Here is a 17,509-nt window from a genome sequence, read left to right as displayed (position 1 = left end):
GAGGAGGCGGCGGGCCGGATCCTGTCCGGTCTACTGCCCGACGCGCCGGCCGACGGCACGGTCCTGGTCCTCGCCCGGATCACCGGATCAAGCGCGCCGGCTAGCCGGTGCGCTTTCGGGACAACCTTCAGGGGTTTTCGGTCACGGTGGGGTACCAGTCAGTCGCTGAGGGTAGTGGCGCGGTGCGCGTCGGGATCTTTCCCCCGCGCCTCATGGACCCACGAAGGAGTGGCATGCCCAGCGAGACGCAGCCCGTGCAGACGATTTACGGACCCGTGGCCGGCCTGGTCGAGGACGGCATCGCCCGGTTCCTCGGCATCCCCTACGCCGCCGCCCCCGTCGGGGAGCTCCGGTTCGCGGCGCCGCAGCCGCCGGAGCCGTGGGATGACGTGCTGGAGGCCTTCACCTTCGGCCCGACGCCGCCCAAGCCCACCATCGACGGCCAGCTGGGCGAGCTGATGCCGGACCCGGTCATTCCGAGCGACGGGATGCCGGCCCCGTCGATCCCGGACGACCAGTGGCTCAACCTCAACGTCTGGACCCCCGACACCGAACCGACGGTGCCGGCCCCCGTCATGGTGTGGATCCACGGAGGCGCCTTCACCACCGGCTCCTCCGCCGTCGCCGCCTATGACGGAGCCACCTTCGCCCGCGACGGCGTGGTCTGCGTGAGCTTCAACTACCGCCTCGGCGTGGACGGCTTCGGCCACATCCCCGGCACGCCCGCCAACCGGGGTCTGCGCGACCAGATCCTCGCCCTCGAATGGGTCCGGCAGAACATCGAGCAGTTCGGCGGCGACGCCAACAACGTGACCGTCTTCGGCGAGTCGGCAGGCGCGATGAGCGTGCTCACCCTGCTCTCCCTCGACCGCGGCCTCTTCCACAAGGCGATCGTCCAGAGCGGCACCGGCCACATCGCCCAGTCGCCGCAGGACGCCACCCTCGTCCTGAACGCCATCGCCGCCGAAGCGGGGGTCGCGCCGACCGCGCAGGCCCTGGCCGATCTGCCGATCGAGGATCTGATCGCCGCGCAGAAGGAGATCGGCGCCAAGATCACCGCCACGGCCGACGAGACGAAGTACGGCGCCACGACCATCGCTTCCTGCGGGATGTCGCTGATGCCCGTGCTGGACGGGACGTTCCTCCGCGAGCGCCCCCTCGACGCGATCGCGGCCGGCAAGGGCCGTGACGTCCCGCTGCTCATGGGTACGAACAGCGAGGAGTTCAGGCTCTTCGTCGTCCCGACCTCGATGGTCGTCTGGCCGCTGCCCCAGCAGTTCAAGGACCGCGTCAAGGCCTACGGGGTCCCCGCCGACTTCTGGGCCACGTACCAGGCGAACAGCGAAGGGACCTACCCGCGCAACGCCCCCTCCGGCATCGCCTCGGCGATCCTGACCGACCGGATGTTCCGGATCCCGACCTGCCGGGTCGCCGAAGCCCGCGCCGAGTCCGGGGCCGACACCTTCCTCTTCGAGTTCGGCTGGCGCTCACCGGTGAAGTCCAAGTGGGCCCCGGTGCAGCTGGGTGCGTGTCACAGCCTGGAGATCCCCTTCGTCTGGGACGCCCTCGACGTCCCGGACAGCCTGCCGGTCACCGGACCGGACGCCCCCCGGGACCTCGCGCGGGAGATGCACGGCATCTGGATCCAGTTCGCCAGGACCGGCGAGGCCCCCTGGTCGGCGTACGAAGCGGGCCGCCGCCAGGTTATGGTCTTCCGCCACGGCAACGGCGAGGAGGACAAGATCGTCCCCGACCCGCACGGCGGCGAGCGCAAGCTCTGGGAGGGCCTGCTCACCCCCACCGACTGACCCGCCCCCCGCGGACGGCCGCCGCTCCAGCAGGCCGGCCGCCATCGCCCGCATCTCGATCTTGCGGATCTTCCCGGTGACGGTCATGGGGAACTCCTCCACGACGTGGACGTAGGGCGAGATCTTGAAGTGGGTGAGCCGGCCCGAGTAGTACGTGCGGACGGCGTCCGCCGTCAGCGGCTCGGCTCCCTCGCGCGCATCCGCACCCACACCATCAGCTCCTCCCCGTACTTCGGGTCGGTCACGCCGATGACCTGGACGTCCAGGACGTTCGGGTGGGTGTGGAGGAACTCCTCGATCTCGCGCGGGTAGAGGTTCTCGCCGCCCCGGATCACCATGTCCTTGATCCGGCCGGTGATGGCGAGGTAGCCGTCCTCGTCCATGACCGCCAGGTCGCCGGTGTGCATCCAGCCCTCCGGATCCACGGCCTCGGCGGTCTTCTCCGGTTCGGCCCAGCAGCCCAGCATCACGGAGTAGCCTCGGGTGCACAGCTCGCCCGGGGTGCCGCGCGGAACCGTGAGGCCGGTCGATGTACCGGAACTGCGCAGGCTGAACCGTTCCGACTTCTCTGCCGCTCCGTTGTGAGCTATCAGGGAGGATGGGTCTCGTGCCCAAGAAGATTGACGCAGCCCTTCGTAGCCAGGCTGTGCGCCTGGTGACAGAGCACCGTGCGGAGTACTCCTCCGAACGCGCTCTGCACATCCAGGTCGCTGATTCCCTTGGTGTGTCCCGGGAGTCGGTGCGACGGTGGGTGATGCAGTACGAGGTCGACGCCGGACAGGCGGCGGGCGTAAGCACGGACGAGCGGGAAGAACTTCGCAGGCTGCGAGCGGAGAACAAGCGCCTGCGCGAGGTCAATGAAGTGCTGAAGTCGGCGACGATTTTCTTCGCGGGGGAGCTCGACCCCCGAAACCGCTGATCGTGGCGTTCACCGATCAGATGCGGGCCACCGGCTATGCCGTCGAGTCGATCCTCACCGCCCTGGAACAAGCAGGACTGAAGATCGCGGCACGAACCTTGCGGGCCTGGTGTGCCCCAGCCGGCTCGTCCAACCGGGCGGCGGCCCGAACCGTGACCGACGCCCTGGTCGAGGACGCGGTCCGCCGACTGGCCTTCACCACCAACACGGCCGGTGAACGTGTGCTGGCTCCCGAGGGACTCTATGGCCGACGCAAAATGCTGGCTTTCATCCGCCGCACCCTCCTGCCCGAGGCCGGCTTCGGCGCCGTCGACCGCGCCATGCGCTCACTCGGGCTCAACGGCGTGGTCCGCGGTCGCAAACCCAGAACCACCATCCCCAACCCGGCCGACGCGCGGGCCCCGGACCTGCTGGACCGCGACTTCACGGCCCCGGCACCGAACCGGAAATGGATCACCGACTTCACCTACGTCCGCACGTATCAGTCGTTCACCTACGTCGCGTTCATCGTCGACTGCTTCTCACAGAAGATCGTGAGCTGGCACGCCTCGGTCAAGAGAGACGTGGAGCTGGTCGACGTACCTCTGCGGATGGCGTTGTGGCGCCGCACCCACGAGGGCAACCCGGTGGGACGCGACCAGCTCATTCATCACTCGGATGCCGGGTCGCAATATACGAGTGTGCGCTTCACCGAACACCTGAGCATCGAGGGGATCCGCCCCTCGATCGGCAGTGTCGGAGATGCGTATGACAACGCGCTGATGGAGACAATCAACGGGCTCTACAAGGCCGAGTGCATACGGACCAAGGTCTTCCACGACGGTCCCTGGAGAACGGTCTCGGACGTCGAGTACGCCACCGCCTCGTGGGTCGAGTGGTACAACAACCGTCGGCTGCACGGAAGTCTGGGCGTGATCAGCCCCACCGAATTCGAGGCAGCCCACTACGCTGACACAGAACCACGAGCCGACTGATCACCGGCCAGCAAACCACCGGCAGAAAAGTCCGAACGGTTCAATGGCAGTCCCACAGCTTGAGCGGGCCGCTCTGGCGCACATCCCATCCGTGGCCGGCCTCACTGGACTTGAAACTTCCGGGACTGGCCATGCCACGGCAAGCAGTGCTCAACGTGGGTCGGGTATGCACTCTCGGCCAAAGAGCCAGGGAGTGGTTACAGAGAGCGCTTGCCTGGGAAGTCCCGGTTGGGGGTGGGGTGGATGGTTATCGGAGGGTCGCCTGGGGGGCGTCCTTGGGTATTTCCTAGCAACTGGTTGGAGAATTTAAGCCATGGCGAACAGAATGCGATTATCCGGTAAGGGTTTTTCGTTGACGTTGAAACCGCCTCCGTGGAACCGTGAAGTCGTTCTTGCGGGGGGTAGGAACACCAATTCCCATGAAATCCCCCTGCTCCACAAGCAGGAGGAAAACTGTGAAAAGCAAAACCGCTGCGCGCGTAGCGGCCGGGTTCGTCGCGGCCTTGGCTCTCACCGCTGCTTCACCCGCCTTCGCTCTCGAGGTCAAGTACGAGGGTGAGCTCGTCACGTGGACTGAAGCCTCGGACAGCATCCTGAACCTCCGGGACCTTGGCACCAGCTACCAGGTGAAGTCGGAGTACTACCGCAACGCCAACCCCAGCACCCTGCTGACCCTCTGGAACAAGAACGGGCCTAGCGGACCGGCCGACAACGACGGAAACCCTGGCACCGTCGAGAGCGGCCAGTACTCCACGATCTACAAGCTGCGAGGCGTTGTCGTGCGGAACAACGCGCCGGACAGGTACACCTCCTGGGTGACTGGGTGACCTTCTGACCCGTCTGGTCGCTTCTAGCCGGGCCGCCCGGACGGCAGGATGCCTGCCGTCCGGGCGGCCCCGTTTCGTACCATGCTGCCCTGGAGTCACGCGTGCCCCATCCTCCCGCTTCGCCCGTCCTTCACCTCGACGATGTCACCTACTCCGTCGCCGACCGGACCTTGCTGTCCGGCGCCAACCTGACCGTGCATTCCGGCCAGTCCGTCGCCGTGATGGGGGCTTCGGGTAGCGGGAAGTCCACCCTGCTGACCTGCATCCTGGGACTGATACGTCCCACCTCTGGCCATATCACCGTTGCCGGACAGGACATCACCACGCTCTCGCCCAGAGCCTTGACCGCACACCGCCGCCAGCACATGGGCATGGTCTTCCAGTTCGGTGAACTCCTGCCCGAGCTCACGCCTGTCGAGAACGTCACGCTAGCTGCGCTGCTGGCCGGCGAAGCAGCTGACAGCGCCAACTCCCGAGCCCAGAGCCTCCTGGCCGATCTCGGTGTCCCCACCGCCACAGCCACCCACGCCCTGTCCGGCGGGGAGCGACAGCGCGTGGCTGTGGCCCGCGCTCTGATCAACAAGCCCAGCCTGGTGTTGGCCGACGAACCCACCGGTGCACTGGACGAAGAACAACGCGAGGCGGTGGCCGACCTCCTGTATGCCACCCCACGCGCCCACGGCTGCGCCCTGATCGTCGTTACTCACGACGCGGGGGTTGCCGCCCGTGCCGATGTCCAGCTCCGCCTCACCGGGGGGCAGCTGGTGCAGAACCAGGGAACCCGATGAGCAACGTCATGCTGCGACGTCAGCTGCTCCGTATGGGGCGGGCCTCGGCCAAGGCTGCCGAAGCGGGCCGCATCCGCTTCTTCGCACTGGTGGCGGCCACGGCTGTCGCCACCCTGGCCGTGGCCGGTTTCGTACTCGCTTCCGCCTCGTTCGACGGGCGCGCCGAGCGCAGCATGGCTCGCTGGGCGCACATCGTCGAGCCCGCTTCGGCCAAGGAAGCGAAGCTCCTGTGGTTCCCCACGCTCGCGTCGGCAGAAGACCGCCAGTACGACGTGGTGTACCTGGAGCCGCTGGTCGAAGATGCGCCGCTTCCACCTGGCCTTGCGCAGTGGCCTGAGCCGGGTGAGGCGATCGTCTCCCCAGCACTGAAGAACGCCGGTCACGGCGAGGCGGACAAGTTCGGAGATGTTGCGGGCACGATCTCGGCCGAAGGGCTTGAAGCGCCGGGCGAATACTTCGCCTATGTGCGGTCCTCTGCGGACCTGCTGGATGCTAAAGCCATGATCAAAGTATCCGGCTTCGGAGGCGAGCAGCAGGAGCTGCCACCGCTGGGTGAGCATTCGTACAACCTCAGTCCGGAGCAGTTCTTTTGGACTTATGCGGCGCTGGTGGGGCTGCCCGCCGGGCTGTTCGTGGTGATCGCCGCCAGGGTGGGAGCCGCCGCCCGGGACAGGCGTACTGCTGTGCTGGCTGCCCTGGGCGCCTCGCCGGGCGCACGTCGCTGGTTCACAGTGGGCGAAGCGGCCCTGCCGGTGGCGTTCGGCACTCTTGTGGCGGCGGTGGCGATCGCACCGGTGGTGGTGGTCGATGTCCCGATGCCGCTTGTGGATTTTGTGCTCTTCGCCCCTGACGCACGCGCGGCCGCAGTACAACTGGCAGCAGTCGTTGTGGGTGTGCCGCTGGCGGTGCTGGCGGTCCTGCTGTTCTTGCAGCCCCCTACAAGGCGGGCGGCTCGACCCGCCCGGTCTCCGGGAGGCGGCGTCGGGAGTGGATGCTGTGGCTGTTCCCCGTGGCGCTCTTCGTCACTGTCCGCGGTAACGATCTGGCGCCGCTCGACCTGCGGCTGACGGTTCTGGCGGCTGGGTCGGTGGTCACTCTCGCGCTGCTGCCCGGCGTCGTCGGTGTCATCGTGGCTGCGGCCGGACCGGCCATGGCCAAGGTGGGAGCCGGTCGCGGAAGCGCTGGGCTGCTGGTTGCCGGACGTCGCTTGGCCGGCGGGAGCCGCTCGGTGACACGTTTGGTTGCCGCTCTGGTCATCGCGATCGGTCTGGCCGCTCAAGGGCAGGTGGCCATCAGCGTCTTCACCGAGATGAGCCAGAGGGCTCAAACGCTGGCGAATCATCTGGGCACCAGCGTCCTTCAGGTTTCGCCGACCATACCGACGCCCCCGTCCGCCTCCCGGATGGCAGCGTTCCAGCGACAGCTGGACACCGACATCAGCGTGCTGACGATGTGGTCCCTGCCGGACCAAGGCAGGATCGATGTAGTCGCCGAGTGCCCGGAGTGGCAGCGGCTCAACGTCGCATGCACCTCTTCTCCTACCGAGATCCAGACCGTGGGGCACAGCGGCCTCGCGCGGACGATGGCTCTGCAGCGCACGTCGGGAACGCGATTCTTCGCCCGCGCAGGGCAGGCGGAGAAAGCCATGCAAGGAGCCAGCCGGCCGAGCTATCTCGTACTGGCAAGCGACGGCGGGCAGCTCTCAACAGCGCGGATACACCGGGCTGCCAACGCCGAATTGGCGATGTCCACGCAGGTGGAGGTCTTTGGCATGCGGGGAATGGGCGTCGCCGGAGAAGCACTCGTGGCCGAACGGTGGCTGGCACTGTTGTCGTTGATCGGTGTGTCGGTGGTCGCGGTCGTGGCCTGCCTGGGGGCAATGGCACAATTCGTGCGGTCCGGACGAGAGCTGGGCCCCGTCTCGGTGCTGGCCGGGAACCAGCGGGTGTACTACTCGATCTCCGCATGGTCATTGCTGGGACCAGCCGTCATCGCGGTGGTGGCCGCGGTCCTCGTGTCCTGGTTCATCACATCCCCGCTTCCGGCCAGCGGCTCGAACAGATTAGCAGCGCTGACAACGGTGGGAGGCGCAGGACTGGTCTGTACGGTGGTAATGGCGTGGTGGGGAGCACGGGCGGCGGCTTCGGCGGCAGCTGCCTGGAGGCCATCTGGCGAGTGACCTCGGGCATTAGCCCGTTCCGTGATTTGGGGTTGACCTGCAGGACTTCCTCGGCCTTCTCCTGGGCCCGGCAGCGTCTTCTACCGCCCGCCGCTGGCGCACCTTCTCCCAGTGGATGCGGGACTCCTCAGCGCGCCGGGCCCGCTCTTGCTCTTCCACCAGCTGGCGCTGCCGCTCGGCCTCCGCCGTCAGCTCCTGGCGCTGACGCATGGCGTCGTGCTTCTGCTGGGCCTCGGCCGACTGCGCAGACGTCCACCACTGACCGCGCCGGAACTGTCTCTGGATCTCCGCCCGCATCCAGGACAGGCCGCCGACGCGGCCCCTGACCGCACGGCGACCCGGACCTCCGCATCCGTCAGCACCAGCTGGTCGACCTCCACCGCGACACCCGGCAGAAGAAGACCCGTGACCTGAACCCCACCCATCACATCGAATAGTTGCCCAACTACCCCCAAATTAGCGACAGAGCCCAAAACCTGAGCCAGAACCCACCCCGAGTGAGAGGGGGATGGGAAGTCTCTCGGAGTCGGGGGGTGCGACAGAGCGCTACGCGGCCCTTCTCGGCTTGGCGACTGGCCGCCGTCTGGGGCTGGCTGAGCGGTCACGAACTCCCTTGCTGGGCGCGCTGCTTAGAGTGGCCCCATCGACCGGCGGGGGAGCCGGTCCAGGAGGGGAGAGCCATGGCATTCCGCAAGTTCCTGAGCGCCCTCGGCGTCGACGCGCCGAGCGTGGAGACGGTGATCGAGAACCCGAAGGTCAGCCCGGGAGGGACCCTGCGCTGCGTGGTCACCGCCGTGGGCGGCGGCGCCGACGTGGACATCGAGCGGGTGCGGCTGGAGGTGGTCGTACGGGCCGAGGACCTCGAACAGGGCAACGGGACCGCCTGGAAGGACCCGTACGCGGTGGTGACGGCCGATCTCGACGGCTTCCGGCTGCCTGCCGGGGAGACGGTGACGGTCCGCGGTGAGCTCGTGCTCCCGTGGGAGATGCCGCTCACGCACGCGCTGGGCGCACCCATCGCGGGGGGCCGGGCCGCCGTCCGTACCGAGCTGGTCGTCGACAAGGCGGCGGACCAGGGGGACTTCGACGAGTTCGAGGTGCACGCGCTGCCGGCGCAGGACGCGGTCCTCCGGGCCTACACGGACCTGGGATTCCGGATGCGCGAGGCCGAGGTCAAGATCGGGTTCCTTCCGGAGCAGGCGCCGGACATGGAGTCCCGGCAGACGGAGGACTTCTGGCAGGAGATCGACTTCTTCTTCCCGGAGTCCTGGGACCAGGGGCGGGGCGAGCTGGAGACGCTCTTCGTCGCCCGTGAGGACTCCCTCGACGCCCACCCGGGCGGCTTCCCGCCGGTCACGTTCGTCTACGACGAGCTCGACCAGCAGGTGTGGATGGAGGCACTGGAGGAGCACGTGCGCGGGCACTGGCTGCGGGCTGACGGGTAGGGCGAGGGGACGCGCGGGCCGGGGGGCGACTTCACCCTTCGGCCGGCGCCCCGCCGCCGGGTCGTCGCCGCAGCCTCAGCCGCACGCCTGCGGAGCGCAGCCCCAGGTACGTCACGACCAGCCCCAGCCCGAGCGCGTAGGCGCCGATGTTGGCACCGGTGTCGTCGTACTCGTCCAGCGAGTACAGCTCGCCCTTGCGGTCGCCCTCGGCGAGCACCCAGCCGGAGTCCCAGCCGAAGCCGGTCTGCGGGTCGTAGTCCGGGGCTTTGAGGAGGGCGTGCCGGTCGGTGTCGCACCGGTAGGCGCCCTCGCGGTCCCGCTCGGCGTACGGGTCGCGCCAGCGCACCTCGCAGCGGCCGTCCGGCTCCTCGCTGAGGACGGTCAGGTCGATCTGGCGAAGCTCGGGAGGCTCGCTCGCCTCGAGCAAGGCCACCGACATCCCGATCAAGGCGATTCCGGCCACCAGGACACACCACCGGGACCACCACCGTCTGACCACCCCCGCCGCCTCCTCCTTCGTCCGCGTGGGGACAGGATGAGCCGGGAGGGGGGGAGATGGCCAGAGGGCGGACCTCTGGTCCTACGCCTCCGTGACCCCGCCGAGGAACGCGGACCAGACTCCTGGGGCGACGGTGAGCTGGGGGCCGGACGGGACCTTTGAGTCCCGGATGTGCACGGAGTCGTCGCAGCCGGCGACCTCGACGCACTGCCCGCCTTCGCCGCTGCTGTAGCTCGACTTCCGCCAGTCGAAGGCGACTTCGAGGCACTGGCCGCCTTCGCCGCCGCTGTAGCTACTCTTGAACCAGGCCAGGTCCGTGGTGTTCATCGTTCTCCCAGCGTCTTCTCGATCAAGGTCAGGGACTCGTCTGGCGTGAGCGCCTGTGCCCGGATGATCCCATAGCGCTCGGCGTAGATTCGGACCTGTTCTGGATCGGTCACCAGGTTGGGGCGGTTGTAGGTCTCGCTGTAGGCGATCTGCTGCCTGCCCTTGGGGTGGATGAGGCTGAACGACCCTTCCATCGCAGTGTGTTCGCCCCTGCTGAACGGCATTACCTGAAGCTCCACTGTGCGGAGCCGCCCGATCTCCAGGAAGCGGCGCAATTGGCCTTTATGGACGTCAGCACCGCCCACCGGACGCATCAGAAGGCTCTCGTCGAGCACGAAGCTGAAGGTGGGCGACGGCCACCTCTCGAAGATCTGCTGGCGGGCCATCCGGTCAGCCACCCGCTTCTCGATCGCCGCCTCGTCCAGTAGCGGACGGCGCTTTGCGAAGATGGCCCGCGCGTGGCCCTCCGTCTGGAGAAGGCCCATCACGCCCTGGTAGCTGTAATCGTGGATCGCGTTGGCACTGGCTTCCGCCTGGGCGTAGTCCCGGAACCAATCCGGGTGCCTGGTCCGCGCCCGCTTCAGTGCGTCCCTCACGTCCGGGATGGCTGCGATCAGGACGCCCCCGGCGCCGAGCGCGCGGTCGACGTTCTCCAGGAAGTCCGGCTGGGGTGTTCGTACACCGCGCTCGATGGAGGACACCAGGTCCTCTCCCACGTGCACGAGCGCCGCGAGCTCCTTCTGCTGCAAGCCCGCGTGTTCCCGCAGCACCTTGATGATTTTGCCGAGCGCCTTGAAGAGGTACGCGGTGCCGTCGACCTCCACCGGTCGCTCCGGCTCTTCCTCGCGCTCCGACAGGTCGTTCATCCGATGAACCGCCCTCGTCCGTACAGGCCGTACAAGCAACCGCCGCCAGCCCTACGGGGTTTCCCCGTAGCGCCGCCGTGCCTGGAAAGCGTACGGCGGACCGGCCACGCTCGGTGAGGTGACGACCGAATTGAGTGACATGGCACCGGCGGAGTTCCGGCAGCTCCTTTCCGCCACCCCGCGCGGGGCCCGGCTCGCCCGGCGGCTGGCCGGGGTGCAGCTGGCCGCCTGGGGGATCCCGCACGGCTGCGCCCTCGCGGACGACGTGGAGTCGGTGGTCGGGGAGCTGGCCGCGAACGCCGTGCTGCACGGGCGGGTGCCCGGACGGGACTTCGAGGTATGGCTCCGCTACGACGGCCTGCGGGTCCGGATCGAGGTGAGCGATGCCCGGGGTGACCGGGTGCCGCCCGAGGCGGCGGCGGCCGTGGACCCCTGGTCGGCCGAGGGCGGGCGCGGGCTGGTGCTCGTACGGGCCCTGGCGCGGGAGTGGGGCGTCGCCCCGAGGGCGCAGGGCGGGCCGGGGAAGACGGTGTGGGCGTGCTTGTGACCGGGGGGGAGCGGGGGTTGCGGCCCGGGCAGCGGCGGGTCGTCTACTGATCCCCGGCCTCCCGGCGCCAGTGGGCGAGGTTGGACCGGTTGATGAGGGTGACCGGGTGGTCCGGGCCCAGCACCAAGTTGTTCCGCGTGCTGAGGGTGCGGGCCTGGGCTCCGTCGCCCCGGTGGAACGGGTAGTCCGTGTAGCCGGCCTCCCCGCCGCCGTAGAACGTGGCCGGGTCGGCCTCGGCCAGGGGCAGGCTCTCCCGGTAGCGGCGGACCAGGTCCGGGTTGGACAGGAACGGTGTGCCGAAGGCGACCAGGTCGGCGTGCCCGGCGTGCACGGCTGCCTGGGCGCGCGCGAGGTCGTAGCCGTTGTTGGCGATGAACGCGCCGGCGAACCTTGTCCGCAGCGCGCGGTAGTCGACGGAGGCGGTCTTCGTCATCATGTCGCCCTCCAGGACGTGCGCGTACGCCAGGCCGCGCGGACTCAGCTGCCCCAGGAAGTACTCGAAGTGGCCCTGCGGGTCGGAGTCCGACATCGAGTTGAAGCTGTTCTCCGGCGTCAGGCGCACGCCCACCCGCTCGGCGGGCCACTGGGTGCACACGGCGTCGAGGACCTCGTTCAGCAGGCGCATGCGGTTGGCCGCGCTGCCGCCGTACAGGTCGGGTCGGTGGTTGGACCCGTCGCGCAGGAACTGGTCGAGCAGGTAGCCGTTGCCGGCGTGGACCTCGATGCCGTCGAAGCCCGCCTGCCTGGCCAGCTCGGCGGCGCGGCGGAACTGGGCGACGATTCCCGGCAGTTCGTCGCGTTCGAGCGCGCGGGGCGTCACGAAGTCCTGCGGCCCGGCGTAGGTGACGGCCTGGCCGACGGGTGCGAGAGCGGAGGGGGCGACGGGCGCCTGCCCGTCCAGCAGGCTCGGGTGGGAGACGCGGCCGCAGTGCTGCAGCTGGACGAAGATGCGGCCGCCCTCCTCGTGGACCGCCTCGGTCAGGCGCCTCCAGCTGGCCGCGTGGGCGTCGGTGTGCAGTCCGGGGGTGAAGGGGTAGCCCACCGCCTGGGCTGCGACCGTGGTGGATTCCGCGATGATCAGGCCAGCGGTGGCGCGCTGCCGGTAGTGGGCGATCATCAACGGGGGAGCGCCCCCATCCGCGTTGGCGCGGTTGCGGGTCATCGGCGCCATCACCATGCGGTTGGCGAGCTTGAGGCCGCCCAGGTCGAACGGCGCGAACAAGTCGAGGGGCATGTGGAGCTCCAGCGTTGCGGCGAATGGTAGGACAGCTGTCCTAGAGCGCCGTCACGCTAGGGCGGCTGTGCCAGCGGTGTCAACGGCTTGACGATCTAGGACGGCTGACCTACGTTGTGGCTCTAGGTCGACTGTCCTACGACGTGAGGGGATCTCTGTGACCGCTGTGGCGACCCGTGAACAGATCGTGGCGGCGGCCGATCGGCTCTTCTACCACCACGGCTACGAGCACACCTCGTTCGCGGACATCGCCGGAGCCGTCGGACTGTCGCGGGGCAACTTCTACTACCACTTCAAGTCCAAGGACGCGATCTTGGACGCGGTGATCGATGCCCGCCTGGCCGACACCCGGCGGATGCTGGAGCAGTGGGAGGCCGAGGCGTCCACCCCGGCCGGCCGGATCATGCGGTACGTCGAGATCGTGCTGACCAACCGCGCCGACATCCAGGACTACGGCTGCCCCGTGGGCACCTTGACCACCGAGCTGGCCAAGCTGGAGCACGCCATGCTCGGCCGGGCCAGCCGCCTGTTCGCCCTGTTCCGCACCTGGCTGCGCGAGCAGTTCGCGCTGCTCGGGCAGGCCGAGCAGGCCGACGAGTTGGCGATGCACGTGCTTGCCTTCAGCCAGGGCGTCGCCGTCATGGCCAACGCTTTCCGCGACGAGGCGTTCATCCAGCGTGAAGTCGAGCGGATGCGCGACTGGCTGCACACCTACGAGAAATGAGAGATCGCATGTTCGTGGTCCTGCTTCGGTTCTCCGACAACAAGGCCGCCGCCGGCCAGCACATGGCCGGCCACCAGGAGTGGATCAAGCGCGGCCTGGACGACGGGGTCTTCCTGCTGGTCGGCAGCATCCAGCCGGGCCTCGGCGGCGCGGTCTTCGCCCACAACACCTCGCCCGAACTGCTGCAGAAGCGCGTCGACGAGGACCCGTTCGTCGCCCAGGACGTCGTCACGGCGGAGATCATCGAGATCGCGCCCGGGATGGCGGACGAGCGGCTGAGCTTCCTGCTGTGACGGCGCCGTTCGTCGGCCCCGACGGCGAGCCGCGCTGCACCTGGAGCGCAGCCGCCCCGGAGTTCGTCGCCTACCACGACACCGAATGGGGCTTTCCCGGCGACATGCTGCACACCGTCCTCCGGCGCCGCGCGGCTGGCGATTCCGTCGAGCAGATTCAGCCCGACCTGATCATCCCCACCGGCAAGCGCAAAGGACAGAACCACAGCGTCGCCAGCATCTACCGGGCGCTCGCCGAATACGAGAAGGCCCAGGCGTACCCCGAAGCCGTCGAGGCCGCCCACACCGACTACGCCGCCCTTACGGCCGGCGAACTGCCCGCCCCGCGCACGGCGGGCACCACCGAGCCCGCCCGGTGACCACCCACCCCCGGCCGTTGCCGGTCCGCAGAGCCCGGCCCACCGCTACGAGCGCGGGAGGGCCCGGTCCTTAATCCGGCCGTGTGGGTCTATTCGGGCTGGTAGGCGGCGACGGCTGCGGACAGGGTGGGGCCGAAGGCCATGTCGCCGGTGGGGATGGGGGTGCCGTCGAGGGAGAGGACCATCTTGGCTTCGTCGGGGCCGTTGGCGATGGTGCAGGTGACGCCGTGGGCGTCGGCCCGCTCCCAGCCGAAGCGCGGGTAGTAGTCCGGGTGTCCCAGGACGGTGACCGTCCGCTCGCGGCGCTCGCGGGCGGCGTCCAGGCCGGCGCGAATCAGGGCGGTGCCGACGCCGTCCTTCTGGCAGGCGGGGTGCACGGACATGACGGCGAGGGTCAGCACCGGGGTGGTGCCGATCCAGGCACGGGTGAAGGTGGCGTGTCCGGCGATGGCACCATCACCGGCCTCGGCGACGAGGGAGAGCTCGTCGATCCAGGTGGGGTCGGTGCGCAGGGCATCGACGAGGCCGGCTTCCTCGGCGGAACCGAAGGCGGCGGCGACCGTGGCGTGGACAGCCGGGTGATCGGCGCGGGTCTCGGGGCGGATCTTGATGGACTTCACTGGGGGACCTTTCGCGGGTCGTGCGGGTGCGCGGCGAGGTCGGCCCGGAAAGTTTGCGTGTGTGCGACCGGCCTGCGTGGGCCGGGAGACGACAGAGCCCCGGGCAGACGATGCTGCACCCGGGGCGGAAAAAGAACGCGTGAACGCGGGGCGGAACATCCGTCGGCATGGCGAACGCTCCCCAGCGGCGCCGGACCATCAAGGTCGGCGGAGGGCGAGCGATCGGGTCACAGGGCCTGACGGATGAATATCACCTCAAGATCACGGGTCATGCGGAGCGGCGCCTGGCGGCGCGCTTCCGCCATCGAAGGTAACACGATCGGCGCAGCCAAGACGGACACGGTGTTTCTGGCTTCCATCCCGATTGCCGACCTTCGATCCGAAGGCTACCGGCGGGTCACTTGCCACCTGGTTCGCCGCTCGGTACAGGGCGCCTTCGGCGCGGGCGATCAGGGCGGTGGTGTTGGCGCGCAATGCACTGGCCAGGCCGGTGTCGCGCTCGGGGTCGGGCCAGACGGCGGTCAGGGCGTGGGCTGCAAAGCGCGCGAGCAGGTCGCGGTGGTCGGGGTGGAGGGGGTCGAGAACGGTCCGCTGGACGATCTGGTGGACACGTACGGCCTGGTGGGCTTCGGCGGGGGCGTGGTCGATCAGGCTCAGGCGGTGCAGGGCCCGCAGAGCGCCGGTCGCCTCCTCCTCGGTGACCGCAGGGGCCTCGGCGGAGGGCTGCCGCCTTGCTGGAAAGCTCGGTGGGCTGCGAGGTACGTCCGGACCGGGTCGCTGGTCAGGACCCGGTCCGGGATGCCGTTCGGGTCGAGCATCGCCGCGAGCCGGAGCATGGGGAGGGCCGGTCCGGCCGGGCGGAGCTCGTTCGCGCGATCCAGGGACAGGAGCCAGGCGGCGGCCGCGGTGGTCGGCTGGTCGTCGGGAAGGTAGTTGGGCTCGGGAAGAAGGTCGGCCAGTTGGCGGGCGCGGTCGGCCGCGAGCTGGGTCTTGCCGACCCCGCCCATCCCTGCCAGGACTTGGCAGAGCACCGCAGTGCCCCCGCCCTCCACGGCGGACCGCAGCCGCTGCACCTCGGCCCGGTGCTGGAACGAACCGGCCCGGCGGGGGATCACCCCGACCTGGTGCGGCCAGGAGACGGCACGCCGCGCAGCGGCCTGGTAGGTGACCTGGCCGATGTGGTGCGCCGCCAGGCTGCCCTGCCCGGCGTGGACGAGCACGCCACCGGCCGGTGGTGCGGTGGCGGGAAGGCTTGGGAACGCCGGTCCGGTCAGCCCTGGGACGGATCCGGCACCGGAGGGGGGCCGATGCGTGCGCCTCCGTGCAGAACGGCCGCGGCGATCGATCCGCCCTCGGCCGTCACGCGGACGTCCCGCCCGGCGGCCACGCCGCCGGTTCCGGCCGAGACCCCCCGCCGGCCGCCGCGGTGTACTCCAGGAGGGCGCGCAGCTCGGTGGCCGCCTGCTCCCGCTCCGCGTCGTCGTCCAGGCCTTCGAGGAGGTCTTCGATACGGGTCCGCCACACCGTCGCCTGGAGAGCCTGCCCCTGCTCCGACCCACCCCCGGCCACGAGTTCGGCCGCGCTCCGGTCCAAGCGCTCCAGCTGTACCCGCGCACGGCCCCTTTCGCCCAAGTCGTAGCCGATGGCGGGGGCGGACGGGGGACGGTCATCATGGAGCCCATGACAAACGGGGAAGCGAACGGTCCGGTGGTGTGCCCCGGCTGCGGCACCGGGGAGAACGTCCCGGTCGCCGACGTGCAACGGGGCAAGGACCTGATCCGGCTCGCTCTGGCGCCGAACAAGACCGGCGACGGATGCATGAACTTCATCGAGGGCGCCGTGATCGCCGGGCTGGCCGCCGGCGCGGGTGCGTACTACGCCGACGACCGGGGCCGGCCGTGGCTGGTGCCGGTGGGGATCGTCGCCGCGCTGCTCGTCATGGTGGGGACGATCGCCGTCATCCGCAGCGAGGGCAGGGACAAGCGGCGGGTGGAGGCCGGCGCCGCACGGGCGGTCGAGGCCGCCGGGGGCGCCCGGTACTGCTCCCCGTGCGAAGGGGTGTTCTTCCCCTCGGGCGGTCCGTGGCAGGGCGTGGCGACGCCGGAGCGGTTCCGCCACCACGTCTGGACGGCCGGCGGGTACGGGGACCAGCTCGACGAGAAGACCAAGGCGGCGGCCAAGGCGGCGGCCGAGGCGGCGGAGTCGGCCTGACCTGCCTGACCTGCCTGACCCGCCTGACCGCCCGGCTACTTCAGGTTGTCGCTGATCAGCTTCTTGAAGGCGTCCGGGGTGATCGAGTCGATGCCCTGGCCCGAGTTCACCGTGAGCTTCTTGCCGTTGATGGAGACGTCCGGGGTGCCCTGCAGGTTCTGGTCGTAGAAGGCCTGGCCGACCTTCTCGACCCACGGCATGTAGGTGAGTTCCTTGACGGCCTGGTTGAAGGCGGGCGTCCGCAGTCCCGGGACCTGGTCGGCGAGCTCCAGCAGGGTGGCAGTGGAGCCGAACTTGTCGTCCGATTCCTTCTCCGGGTGGTTCCTGTAGAGCACCTGCAGGTACTCCATGAACTTCTCCGGGCTCTCGTTGACCGCCGCGCCCAGCGCGTTGACCGCCCGCTTGGAGCCCTTGCCGCCGCCCAGCGCCTTGTCCAGGAAGGTGGCGAAGTGGTACTCGACGCGGTACGTGCCCGCGTCCGCCTGCTCCTTGATGGTCTTGCCGAGGCCGATCTCGACGCCCGCGCAGTAGGGGCAGCGCGGGTCGAGCCAGACGGAGAGGACGTTCTTGGCGTCGGCCTTGCCGTACGGGATCACGATCCCGTCCTTGCCGGTGGTGTTGGCCGGCTGGACGAAGGGCTTGCCGGCCCCCTCGTCGGCGGAGCCGCCCGAGCCCGAGGAGTTCGCCGCGTACATCCCGACGCCGACCGCGAGGGCCAGTACGGCGACCAGCGCGCCGCCGATCAGCACGCGCCCGCGCAGCTTCTCGCGCCGGGCCCGGGCCTCGCGCTCCTCGTGCATCCGCATCCGGGCCTCGCGCCGCTGGTCCTTCTTGCTGGTTGCCATTCCCCAAGGCTAGAGATCGTAGAGCGCTCAAGTAGGTGCCATTG

General features: G+C 69.3%; 20 protein-coding genes and 1 pseudogene. 12 read left to right on the top strand and 9 right to left on the bottom strand.

Annotated elements, in window-relative coordinates:
- Positions 1-233 precede the first annotated feature (233 nt).
- Positions 234-1,808: a carboxylesterase/lipase family protein gene (locus MTF69_RS33115; protein ID WP_243340016.1), complete on the top strand. Its 1,575-nt coding sequence runs from the start codon at positions 234-236 to the stop codon at positions 1,806-1,808.
- A 24-nt stretch (positions 1,809-1,832) separates the two neighbouring features.
- Here MTF69_RS33115 and MTF69_RS33110 read toward each other — a convergent pair.
- Positions 1,833-2,335: pseudogene (locus tag MTF69_RS33110) on the bottom strand (AMP-binding protein); the annotation flags it as partial.
- An 80-nt stretch (positions 2,336-2,415) separates the two neighbouring features.
- Between MTF69_RS33110 and MTF69_RS33105 the strand changes: the two are divergent.
- From MTF69_RS33105 to MTF69_RS33080, 6 genes are all read left to right on the top strand, one after another.
- Positions 2,416-3,701, top strand: a protein-coding gene (locus MTF69_RS33105; protein WP_243340014.1) for an IS3 family transposase whose coding sequence is annotated in 2 segments (ribosomal slippage) — positions 2,416-2,689 and positions 2,689-3,701 — 1,287 coding nt in all. Because the reading frame shifts where the segments join, the coding sequence is not laid out codon by codon here.
- A gap of 455 nt (positions 3,702-4,156) precedes the next feature.
- Positions 4,157-4,528, top strand: a complete 372-nt coding sequence (locus MTF69_RS33100) for a hypothetical protein (protein ID WP_243340012.1) — start codon at positions 4,157-4,159, stop codon at positions 4,526-4,528.
- A 101-nt stretch (positions 4,529-4,629) separates the two neighbouring features.
- Positions 4,630-5,316 (top strand): ABC transporter ATP-binding protein, encoded by a 687-nt coding sequence (locus tag MTF69_RS33095; RefSeq protein WP_243340009.1) that lies wholly within the window; start codon positions 4,630-4,632, stop codon positions 5,314-5,316.
- The gene (locus tag MTF69_RS33090; protein WP_243340008.1) at positions 5,313-6,383 is read left to right on the top strand and encodes a hypothetical protein; all 1,071 of its coding nucleotides are present in this window, start codon (positions 5,313-5,315) and stop codon (positions 6,381-6,383) included. The genes MTF69_RS33095 and MTF69_RS33090 overlap by 4 nt, the downstream gene beginning before the upstream one ends.
- Entirely contained in the window at positions 6,308-7,495 is a 1,188-nt protein-coding gene (locus MTF69_RS33085; protein WP_243340006.1) for a hypothetical protein, read from the top strand. The genes MTF69_RS33090 and MTF69_RS33085 overlap by 76 nt, the downstream gene beginning before the upstream one ends.
- A gap of 680 nt (positions 7,496-8,175) precedes the next feature.
- Positions 8,176-8,940: a sporulation protein gene (locus tag MTF69_RS33080; RefSeq protein ID WP_243339999.1), complete on the top strand. Its 765-nt coding sequence runs from the start codon at positions 8,176-8,178 to the stop codon at positions 8,938-8,940.
- A 31-nt stretch (positions 8,941-8,971) separates the two neighbouring features.
- Here MTF69_RS33080 and MTF69_RS33075 read toward each other — a convergent pair whose 3' ends face one another.
- The 3 genes from MTF69_RS33075 to MTF69_RS33065 all read right to left on the bottom strand — a co-directional run bounded on the left by MTF69_RS33075 (position 8,972) and on the right by MTF69_RS33065 (position 10,632).
- A complete protein-coding gene (locus tag MTF69_RS33075; protein ID WP_243339996.1) occupies positions 8,972-9,403 on the bottom strand; it encodes a hypothetical protein in 432 nt (143 codons plus the stop codon).
- Positions 9,404-9,520: 117 nt separating this feature from the next.
- The gene (locus MTF69_RS33070; protein WP_243339995.1) at positions 9,521-9,766 is read right to left on the bottom strand and encodes a DUF397 domain-containing protein; all 246 of its coding nucleotides are present in this window, start codon (positions 9,764-9,766) and stop codon (positions 9,521-9,523) included.
- Positions 9,763-10,632, bottom strand: a complete 870-nt coding sequence (locus MTF69_RS33065) for a helix-turn-helix transcriptional regulator (protein WP_243339993.1) — start codon at positions 10,630-10,632, stop codon at positions 9,763-9,765. Before MTF69_RS33065 ends, MTF69_RS33070 begins: the two co-directional genes overlap by 4 nt.
- 139 nt (positions 10,633-10,771) lie before the next feature.
- Here MTF69_RS33065 and MTF69_RS33060 point away from each other — a divergent pair, with 139 nt between their 5' ends.
- Entirely contained in the window at positions 10,772-11,179 is a 408-nt protein-coding gene (locus MTF69_RS33060; protein ID WP_243340135.1) for an ATP-binding protein, read from the top strand.
- A gap of 43 nt (positions 11,180-11,222) precedes the next feature.
- On the opposite strand, the gene MTF69_RS33055 is transcribed toward MTF69_RS33060, so the two are convergent.
- Positions 11,223-12,413, bottom strand: coding sequence for an alkene reductase (locus MTF69_RS33055; RefSeq protein WP_243339991.1), 1,191 nt, complete (start codon positions 12,411-12,413; stop codon positions 11,223-11,225).
- Between the two features lie 157 nt (positions 12,414-12,570).
- Between MTF69_RS33055 and MTF69_RS33050 the strand changes: the two genes are divergently transcribed.
- The 3 genes from MTF69_RS33050 to MTF69_RS33040 are packed head-to-tail and all read left to right on the top strand — an operon-like array spanning position 12,571 to position 13,789.
- A complete protein-coding gene (locus MTF69_RS33050; protein WP_243339989.1) occupies positions 12,571-13,137 on the top strand; it encodes a TetR/AcrR family transcriptional regulator in 567 nt (188 codons plus the stop codon).
- Entirely contained in the window at positions 13,134-13,430 is a 297-nt protein-coding gene (locus MTF69_RS33045; protein ID WP_243339987.1) for a YciI family protein, read from the top strand. The genes MTF69_RS33050 and MTF69_RS33045 overlap by 4 nt, the downstream gene beginning before the upstream one ends.
- Entirely contained in the window at positions 13,427-13,789 is a 363-nt protein-coding gene (locus MTF69_RS33040) for a DNA-3-methyladenine glycosylase I (RefSeq protein WP_243339985.1), read from the top strand. Before MTF69_RS33045 ends, MTF69_RS33040 begins: the two co-directional genes overlap by 4 nt.
- 89 nt (positions 13,790-13,878) lie before the next feature.
- Here the strand turns inward: MTF69_RS33040 and MTF69_RS33035 are convergent, their stop codons facing one another.
- The 3 genes from MTF69_RS33035 to MTF69_RS33025 all read right to left on the bottom strand — a co-directional run bounded on the left by MTF69_RS33035 (position 13,879) and on the right by MTF69_RS33025 (position 16,002).
- A complete protein-coding gene (locus MTF69_RS33035; protein ID WP_243339984.1) occupies positions 13,879-14,409 on the bottom strand; it encodes a GNAT family N-acetyltransferase in 531 nt (176 codons plus the stop codon).
- A gap of 653 nt (positions 14,410-15,062) precedes the next feature.
- Positions 15,063-15,629 (bottom strand): hypothetical protein, encoded by a 567-nt coding sequence (locus tag MTF69_RS33030; RefSeq protein WP_243339982.1) that lies wholly within the window; start codon positions 15,627-15,629, stop codon positions 15,063-15,065.
- 139 nt (positions 15,630-15,768) lie between these two features.
- Positions 15,769-16,002 (bottom strand): hypothetical protein, encoded by a 234-nt coding sequence (locus MTF69_RS33025; protein ID WP_243339980.1) that lies wholly within the window; start codon positions 16,000-16,002, stop codon positions 15,769-15,771.
- A gap of 87 nt (positions 16,003-16,089) precedes the next feature.
- On the opposite strand from MTF69_RS33025, the gene MTF69_RS33020 reads away from it, so the two are divergent.
- Positions 16,090-16,620 (top strand): hypothetical protein, encoded by a 531-nt coding sequence (locus MTF69_RS33020; protein WP_243339977.1) that lies wholly within the window; start codon positions 16,090-16,092, stop codon positions 16,618-16,620.
- Positions 16,621-16,655: 35 nt separating this feature from the next.
- Here the strand turns inward: MTF69_RS33020 and MTF69_RS33015 are convergent, their stop codons facing one another.
- On the bottom strand, positions 16,656-17,465 hold the full coding sequence (locus MTF69_RS33015; protein WP_243339975.1) for a thioredoxin domain-containing protein: 810 nt from the start codon (positions 17,463-17,465) through the stop codon (positions 16,656-16,658).
- Between the last annotated feature and the right edge of the window lie 44 nt (positions 17,466-17,509).

This window comes from Streptomyces sp. AP-93 (assembly GCF_022808175.1).
In the GTDB taxonomy this organism is placed as follows: domain Bacteria; phylum Actinomycetota; class Actinomycetes; order Streptomycetales; family Streptomycetaceae; genus Streptomyces.
Note: the sequence above shows the minus strand (reverse complement) of the source record. Positions and strands in the feature narration are given on the sequence as shown.